Consider the following 8,539-nt stretch of genomic DNA (forward strand, 5'->3'; position numbering starts at 1 on the left):
TATTGTTAGCGGTACTTGCTCGAAAAACCATGCAGCTTGGTCGCAACCAACTTGCGCTGCTTAACAACTGGCATACAATGCTTGTCAGTCTAGCAAAGATTATCTAAAAAAATGAGAATTTAAGCGGAGTTATTATGGGACTACCACAGCGATTTACAACTACTTTGATGGCCGCCTCGCTGGCCATGCTATTGGGCGGCTGCGCCACAACTTCAGGTGCAGATGCCTCAGCAACAGCTGCTGAAACCAGCACGGTGGCCAGTGAAGACCAGCGTTTTACCACTATGGCAGAACGCGTTTGGGAAGGCATGCAAAATCCTGTCGGCAGTGAAAACCTTGATGCTGCGCTACCGAGCATGACGCCAGAGGCACTTGCGGCCCGCGCTGAGCAACAACGGCAGTGGCTCAACGAGCTACAAAGTATCGATACCGACGCATTATCTCGTCAGGCCTATATCAATTGGCGCATGCTCACTTACCGTCTGCAAAATAATGTCGACAGTTATGACTTTAACGAACATTACATGCCGTTAAACGCAGAAGGCGGATTTCACAGTTCTTTATCTTTCATGGTGCGCAATACCGCCCTTCGCAGCTATGAAGACTACCAGAATTATGTCGCTAAGCTGGCCACGGTTCCACGGTATATGAATGAGCAGACCGCCTGGCTTGAGCGCAGCCTGAAACAAGGCTACACCCAGCCGCGTGCAGCGATGGTCGGCTTTGAAGACAGTATCGCTGCCTTCATTGTGCAGGACCCGCGCGATAGCGTGTTCTACCAACCCTTGTTGCAGCAGCCGGCGTTTATCGATGATGCCCAATGGGAAGCCTTACAGGTGGCCGCAGCACAAGTCATTGACGATGCAGTGATTCCGGCTTACCAGAACTATTTTGACTTTATGGTGATGGACTATCTGCCGAACTGCCGTGAGTCCGTCGGTGCCAGTGCTTTGCCCAACGGCGATGCTTATTATCAGAATAGAATTGAGCACTTCACCACGCTGAGCCTGACCCCAGCCGAGATCCACGCCAAAGGGCTGGCCGAAGTTGCGCGTATTCGCAATGAAATGGCAGTGGTGATTGAGCAATCTGGCTTTGACGGAAACTTTGATGAGTTTGTCGAATTCTTACGCACGGATCCGCAATTTTACCCGACCTCTGCTGAAGAGTTGCTAAAAGAAGCTTCTTACATTGCCAAACGCATGGATGGTGAGCTGCCGAAGTTCTTTAAACTGCTGCCACGGCAACCTTATGGTATTGCACCTGTGCCAGCTGAAATTGCGCCTAAGTACACCACTGGCCGCTATGCCGGAACCTCACGTGACGACCGCGCCAGCTTCTATTGGGTCAATACTTACGCCCTTGACCGCCGTCCGCTGTATCAACTGGAAGCTTTGACCTTGCACGAAGCGGTACCTGGTCATCACCTGCAGGGCGCCTTGGCACGGGAAATGGAAGACGTGCCCAGCTACCGCCAACAGACCTACATCTCAGCTTTTGGTGAAGGTTGGGGACTCTATTCAGAATGGCTCGGCCTGGAAGCGGGTTTTTATCAGGACCCCTACAGCAACTTCGGCCGCTTGAGCTATGAAATGTGGCGTGCTGCACGTTTAGTGGTCGACACCGGCATGCATTCGATGGGCTGGAGTCGCGAAAAAGCGATGGACTTTATGGCTGCCAATACCGCGCTGAGCCTGCATAATGTGCGCACCGAGATCGACCGCTACATCACCTGGCCTGGGCAAGCGTTATCCTACAAGCTCGGTGAAATTTTGATCCGCTCGCTGCGCGCCGAAGCTGAAGCCGCTCTTGGCGGTAAATTCGACATCCGCGAATTCCATTACCAGGTTCTGAAAAACGGTAGTATCCCGCTTGATGTCCTTGAGCAGGAAATCCGCAACTGGATCGACTCGCAAGCCTAACAGCAAGAAAGGGCAGCCCTAACATTTTAAAGACACAAAAATAGAAAGGGCTGCCCTTAACTTTTGCGGGCAAAAAAAAAGGAGGAGCTGCCCCTCCTTTTTTGTGAGCATATGGATTAAATCTTGAAGAACTTAATCGTCAGTGGGTAGTTTTGCACGATGCCGTCGTTGGCCCGGATAGCTCCCATAATTGCGAAAATGATGTGGCAGATGCCGAGAGCGATAAGTAAGAAAATACCGATCACGACAAAACTCAAGATGACACTGATGATACCCCAGATAAACGCTGAGATAATCCAGTTGAAAACAACTTTGCCGTGCGCATCAATATAAGGGTTTGTATCCTTCTTACTCAGCCACATGACCAGCGGCACAATAAGGCCCGCAAACGGAATTAAATAACCGGCGAATTGCGAGAGATGCAACAGCATGGCATAAGTGCGGTCTTCCTGGCTGGGTCCGGTGATAACAGTTGTTTCTTGTACAGGCTCCATTATTCGGTTCCTTTTTTATTTGAGTTGTGATGTATTAAGAATTGCTGCGTCGCCACAAATAGTCAACATAAACTCTAATACGTTATCGCTGCTTATGCTAGTCTGAACCGAGATTATCCAGAGATTTCAATTTATGCTCGTCGCTCCGCAAATCATCACAAATCGGGCCGCTAAAGTTGTCCACAGTGCGTTTGATCGCCTCGGCAGCAAGCTATTGCCCTATCGGTATTTAAGGCCCTTTAGTTATTGGGATAATTATTACGGGTTAAATCCGGACATTACCCAGGAATATTTCCAGTTGCTCGATTACGCCACCATTCAGCGCTTTGAGAATAAGGGATACATCGCCCGGCGAGTGGCTGAGCTTGGCATAAAGAATGTTTTTCCAAAAAGCTACTTTTCCGTCGCCGATGTTTTTGCAGAGCAGCCTGGCCCGGATGCTATCTGGTTCGTAAAACCTACCCATCTAACCGGTGGTAAGGGCATCACCTGCCATACGACAGAGTCCCTGAAAGATTTAGAACTACCAAAACACTACTTTATCCAACAGCAAGTGACAGATATAGAATTATATGAAGGCCGCAAATACACCGCCCGTGCTTATGTTTTTATACACAACAAGAAACTCTATGTCTTTGATGATGGTTTTGTGATGATTCATGGCCTGCCCTACGATGAAAAGAGTACTGATTTTGCGACGCAAGTTGACCATCGCGGCTATCATATCGCGGGCAGTCCAATAAAAATGAAACAAATTTCTGAGTTACCGAATGCCGATAGGAAACTTAAAAGTATTCAGAATAAACTTCATCGACTAAAGCCTGTGCTTGCAGAAATGATCAGCAAAAGTTCCGACGTACATTACGGGCTATTGGGAATAGATCTACTCTTCACACGAACTCATGATGCACTCTTTATTGAGTTAAATTCGAAGTCTAATTTCATTCATACTGAACTCATAAATGACTCACTTAATAGTCCATTTTTTAGTTCATTTTTGACCACGCTTTATACCGGCGAAGTCGACGCACGACTCACCCAGATATAGCTTCACTTTTTGTAAAAAAATAGAAAGGGCTGCCCTTCCTGAATTTGCGTGTACGAGATCGGCAGGGCTGCCCTTTCTTAGATTGCGGGTACAAAAAAGGAGGGCTGCCCCTCCTTTTTATTTGCGGTCGCGAAGAGAGGGCTGCCCTCTCTTGGGTTAGGCGACTTGGATGCTGGGGATGATGTTGGCTTTGGCGGCGGTTTCGGCGTCGCGGAAGGCGTCCATCTGGTCGAAGTTGAGGTACTTGTAGACTTCGCCGGCCATTGCATTGATGTCCGAGGCGTATTCCATGTACTCGGCTGGCGTTGGCAGCTTGCCTAAAATCGCGCCCACTGCAGCAAGTTCAGCGGAGGTCAGGTAGACGTTAGCACCATCGCCAAGGCGGTTCGGGAAGTTACGGGTTGAAGTCGACAACACGGTCGCGCCCGCTTCTACGCGTGCCTGGTTGCCCATGCACAGTGAACAGCCTGGCATCTCAGTGCGCACACCGTTGTTGGCGTAGATGTTGTAGTAACCTTCTTCGCGCAACTGTGCTTCGTCCATTTTGGTTGGCGGCGCAATCCACAGCCGCGTGTTCAGCGCTTCGGTGTTCTTCTCCAGCAACTTACCTGCTGCACGGAAGTGACCAATATTCGTCATACATGAACCGATGAACACTTCGTCAACTTTGTCGCCTGCGACTTCACTCAGGAACTTCGCATCGTCAGGGTCATTCGGGCAACAGACGATAGGCTCTTTAATTTCTGCCAAATCGATTTCAATCACTTCCGCGTATTCAGCGTCGGCATCAGCACGCATCAGTGACGGATTTGCCAGCCAGTCTTCCATCTTCTGGGCACGGCGCTCAAGAGTACGCACATCGCCGTAGCCTTCGTTGATCATCCAACGCAGCATGGTAATGTTAGAACGCAGGTACTCTGCGACTGACTCTTCTGACAAGTTGATGGTACAACCTGCGGCAGAACGTTCAGCAGATGCATCAGACAATTCGAACGCTTGCTCAACGGTTAGGTGGTCAAGGCCTTCGATTTCCAGAATACGACCAGAGAATGCATTTTTCTTGCCACGCTTCTCAACGGTCAACAAGCCTTCTTTAATCGCAAACGCAGGAATTGCATGCACCAGGTCACGTAAAGTAATACCCGGCTGCATTTCACCTTTGAAGCGCACCAATACCGACTCTGGCATATCCAGTGGCATCACGCCTGTTGCTGCTGCGAACGCGACCAGACCAGAACCTGCCGGGAATGAAATACCTAGTGGGAAACGGGTATGCGAGTCACCACCAGTACCGACAGTGTCAGGCAGCAGCATACGGTTCAACCAGCTGTGGATGATACCGTCGCCAGGGCGCAATGAAACACCGCCGCGGTTCATAATGAAGTCAGGCAAGGTATGTTGCGTGTCGATATCCACCGGCTTCGGATAAGCTGCAGTATGACAGAATGACTGCATGGTTAAGTCGGCAGTGAAGCCCAAACAGGCCAAGTCTTTCAGTTCATCACGGGTCATTGGACCGGTGGTGTCCTGCGAACCTACGGTGGTCATTTTCGGCTCGCAATAGGTACCCGGACGGACGCCGTCCATACCACAGGCTTTACCTACCATTTTCTGCGCCAGGGTATAGCCCTTGCCGCTATCAGCAGGTTGCTCGGGTTTGAGGAACAAGTCCGAAGGACCCATGCCCAAAGATTCACGAGCTTTCTCGGTCAGACCGCGACCGATGATCAGGTTGATTCGGCCACCGGCGCGAACTTCGTCAAGGATCACACGAGAAGCGTAATCGTACTCAGCGATAACGTCGCCCGCTTCGTTCTCGATTTTACCCTCGTAAGGATGAATGGTGATCACATCACCCATGTTCATCTTTTCGACGTCTGCTTCAAACACCAACGCGCCAGCGTCTTTCATGGTATTGAAGAAAATTGGCGCTACTTTGCCACCAATACAGATGCCGCCGGCACGCTTGTTTGGTGTACCCGGCATGTCTTCACCAATAAACCACAACACTGAGTTGGTCGCTGATTTACGTGACGAGCCAGTACCGACCACGTCGCCTACGAAAGCGACTGGATGGCCTTTTTCTTTCAATTCTTCGATTTGCTTAGCAGCGTCGGTGACACCTTCGCGCGGCATTTTGTACATGGCTTTAGCGTGCAGCGGAATGTCTGGACGTGACCAGGCATCAGGTGCTGGTGACAAGTCGTCGGTGTTAGTTTCACCCGTCACTTTAAAGACAGTGGCTTTGATTTGCTCAGGCATTTCGTTGCGGCTGGTAAACCATTCCGCATTCGCCCATGACTCGACCACTTCTTTCGCCAGCGCATTGCCAGCTTTCATTTTCTCTTCAACGTCATGGAAGGCATCGAACATCAGCAAGGTATGCTTTAGTTCGTAAGCGGCGAGTTCACCAAGATCAGCGTCATCTAACAAATCAACCAAAGTCACGATGTTGTAGCCACCGTGCATGTTGCCAAGTAACTTCACAGCGTCCTGCTTGGTGATAACCGGACTTGAGACTTCGCCCTTAACCAGTGCAGATAAAAAGCCAGCTTTTACATAAGCGGCTTCGTCGACGCCCGGAGGCACACGCTCAGACAGGAGTTCAACCAGGAATTGTTCTTCGCCAGCAGGCGGGTTTTTCAGGAGTTCTACGAGATCAGCGACTTGTTCTGCGGTTAACGGCTTTGGTGGAATGCCTTCGGCAGCGCGCTCTTCAACATGCTTACGATAGTCTTGCAGCACAGATTACCTCTACTTTGCTATGCGGATGAAACTTGCGGGTGAAAAAGTGGCGCAATTATAGGGGTTTTGACTACTAATTAAAATTCATAGGAGCACATAAAAGGTAATCTTTAGCATAAGTTTCATGAATAGCTAAGCCCTTGGCGAGGACCTTTCCAAAATGTCAGCTGGCGGGTTTACAAATGCTTACACTTAGTTGCTGGAAATGCGTTCGTTGACATAAACCTTTCACACTCTTGGTCTATCCTAATAGGTAGGGCACCTGGGGGGGGGCCTAATTATGAAAACTGCAATGATGAAATCCGTACACGCTTTATCAGCACTAGCCATGTTTACTTTGGTCAATGGTATGGTCAGTACTTCCGCCATCGCGTCGGTTGAGGTACAAAACGCCAATAAAATCATAGCTCAACAGGTTTACCGCTACACTTACGCACCTGAGAATTACGCCGGCAGTATCGATCATGAGCTGGGCATCATGCAACAGACGTTGATGGCAGATGTCCGCAAAGACAGTATGCTAAGCGCGCGCGCCGGGCTTGAAACCAGCGCCAATGAGCTGCGCGATATGACCAGGCTAGCTGAGCTTAGCCTAAACACCAGCGCTGAACGAGCGCCAGATCATCTCTTCGGCCGGCCCAGCTATACGCTCCGCCGATCGTACCAGATGTACCTCTAAGTTCACGTTATTGATGAATCCGGGGATGTCGATGCGTTGTAACGCTTTGCGTTGCAAAGCATCCCCGACTAAATCGCCGGGAATAATACCCCAGCCCATACCTGCCAGCAATAATTCACGCTGCGTGATCGAGTCATTGACCCGAATGCGCTGCTTACTTGGCATACGGATGATGCTGTCGAGATCTATCCCGACGTCCTGATTCTGTGGGATCAGCATGGGTAGCTCAAGCAAGTCATGCCGCTGAAGCTCCTTTAAGTTTCGCCCTGCCAATAATGCTGGGGCACATACCACCAACAGCTCGAACGGCCGCACCCGTATGGTCTCGAAGTCGCCGTACTGGCGAAAAATCGGTAACCACGGTGAGAGTGCCAGCTCGGCTTCGCCGCTGCTAATTTTACGTAGCACCCGCAGTTGTGAATCACCACTAAGCAACAGCTCGGTCGCCGGATACTGTTGTTGCACCTCATGCATCGCGGAAAACAACGCCGAGGGCGCGCAGGTGTAATCATAAGCAAGGCGCAGCTGGGGCTCAGCACCGGTCTGTAATTGTTCCGCCAATGATTGTAGCCGTTGCTGCTGGCGAATCACCTCACGGGCCTGGCGTAAAAACTGCCGACCCCGCGCCGTAAGCGTTAAGCGATAGCCACTGCGATCGAACAACTCAAACCCAGCGTCCTCCTCGAGATGCTTTAGCCCCATGCTCACCGCCGCCTGAGTGCGGTGCATTCGTTCCGCAACACCTTGCACGGAACCGGTGTCGGCAAGGTGCAGAAGCATTTCCAACTGGTTTAGTTTCATTGTGGAACCTTAAAACGTTAATTCCTCTTGGTATCCACCGCCGTCATAGCATCTGACCTCTGAATACGGTGGTCTTTTATGGTCATCTTCTACTTTTACTATCGCAGAAAAAACTAATTAAATCTGTTTCAACTTAGGGGAAAATGTGCAAGTAAAAAAGGATTGAAAACGACCAAGGTCTGCATTATTATCTTTGTTACATTATAGCAACAGGATTGTTATTTATGTTTTGCAAAATATTGGCTGGGGTCTTTTTTATAGCTGCCACCGTCACAGTTGTGTTTGCAGGAAAGGCAACTGCAGGGGCAGTAGATGATCGCTCAAGTACACAGTTGAACGTTGAAGTGGTTCAGCGGGGGGCTGAATTGGTCCGCATTCAGTTTGATGCTGGAACGGCTGGCGATCTACCTTTACCCGCGGACTTACATGAGATCGTTGAACCATCAATTATCCACATGGTAGGAGACAAGCAAACTACAAATGCTGAACGAGCTAATTCAATTGTTCGACATATACAATATTTTTCACAGGTCGAGCCTAGGGACTTCAATTTCTATATTGATTCGAAGAAAACGCGAGATGGTAGTAATTTTGTCGGGTTTTGCGTCGATTATGGAGAAAACATTATCCATGTAACCTGTAGCCGAGCTGTACTTGATTTATCCACGTTAGATTTTAAGGATTTAATGAAAAAGAACGGGATCGACTTTAAGTTGATACAAGATAAGGCTGCTTCGGACAACCACCGGGTGGCGGAGGCGCTATTGAAATTTGATTCGTACAAGAAGGCACAACAATCTTTCAACCCGTAGCTTAGCGCCGATAGATATTTAGCTTTTCTTATTGTCTT

General features: G+C 49.5%; 7 protein-coding genes. 4 read left to right on the forward strand and 3 right to left on the reverse strand.

Features of this window, described 5'->3' with window-relative positions:
• Nucleotides 1-134: 134 nt before the first annotated feature.
• Nucleotides 135-1,922, forward strand: a complete 1,788-nt coding sequence (locus J6J34_RS01595) for a DUF885 domain-containing protein (RefSeq protein ID WP_301898394.1) — start codon at nt 135-137, stop codon at nt 1,920-1,922.
• A 116-nt stretch (nt 1,923-2,038) separates the two neighbouring features.
• Here the strand turns inward: J6J34_RS01595 and J6J34_RS01600 are convergent, their stop codons facing one another.
• The gene (locus J6J34_RS01600; protein WP_301719506.1) at nt 2,039-2,416 is read right to left on the reverse strand and encodes a DUF4870 domain-containing protein; all 378 of its coding nucleotides are present in this window, start codon (nt 2,414-2,416) and stop codon (nt 2,039-2,041) included.
• A 133-nt stretch (nt 2,417-2,549) separates the two neighbouring features.
• Between J6J34_RS01600 and J6J34_RS01605 the strand changes: the two genes are divergently transcribed.
• Nucleotides 2,550-3,464, forward strand: coding sequence for an ATP-grasp domain-containing protein (locus tag J6J34_RS01605; protein WP_301898395.1), 915 nt, complete (start codon nt 2,550-2,552; stop codon nt 3,462-3,464).
• A gap of 156 nt (nt 3,465-3,620) precedes the next feature.
• Here J6J34_RS01605 and acnB read toward each other — a convergent pair whose 3' ends face one another.
• Nucleotides 3,621-6,209 (reverse strand): bifunctional aconitate hydratase 2/2-methylisocitrate dehydratase, encoded by a 2,589-nt coding sequence (gene acnB / locus J6J34_RS01610; RefSeq protein ID WP_301898396.1) that lies wholly within the window; start codon nt 6,207-6,209, stop codon nt 3,621-3,623.
• A gap of 280 nt (nt 6,210-6,489) precedes the next feature.
• Here acnB and J6J34_RS01615 point away from each other — a divergent pair, with 280 nt between their 5' ends.
• Nucleotides 6,490-6,888, forward strand: a complete 399-nt coding sequence (locus J6J34_RS01615; RefSeq protein ID WP_301774373.1) for a hypothetical protein — start codon at nt 6,490-6,492, stop codon at nt 6,886-6,888.
• On the opposite strand, the gene J6J34_RS01620 is transcribed toward J6J34_RS01615, so the two are convergent.
• On the reverse strand, nt 6,802-7,689 hold the full coding sequence (locus J6J34_RS01620; protein WP_301774372.1) for a LysR family transcriptional regulator: 888 nt from the start codon (nt 7,687-7,689) through the stop codon (nt 6,802-6,804). The two genes, J6J34_RS01615 and J6J34_RS01620, sit on opposite strands and share 87 nt — an antisense overlap.
• Nucleotides 7,690-7,913: 224 nt before the next feature.
• Here J6J34_RS01620 and J6J34_RS01625 point away from each other — a divergent pair, with 224 nt between their 5' ends.
• The gene (locus tag J6J34_RS01625; RefSeq protein ID WP_301774371.1) at nt 7,914-8,501 is read left to right on the forward strand and encodes a hypothetical protein; all 588 of its coding nucleotides are present in this window, start codon (nt 7,914-7,916) and stop codon (nt 8,499-8,501) included.
• The last annotated feature ends 38 nt before the right edge of the window (nt 8,502-8,539 follow it).

Source organism: Pseudidiomarina terrestris, from assembly GCF_030466405.1.
Taxonomy (GTDB): Bacteria; Pseudomonadota; Gammaproteobacteria; order Enterobacterales; family Alteromonadaceae; genus Pseudidiomarina; species Pseudidiomarina terrestris.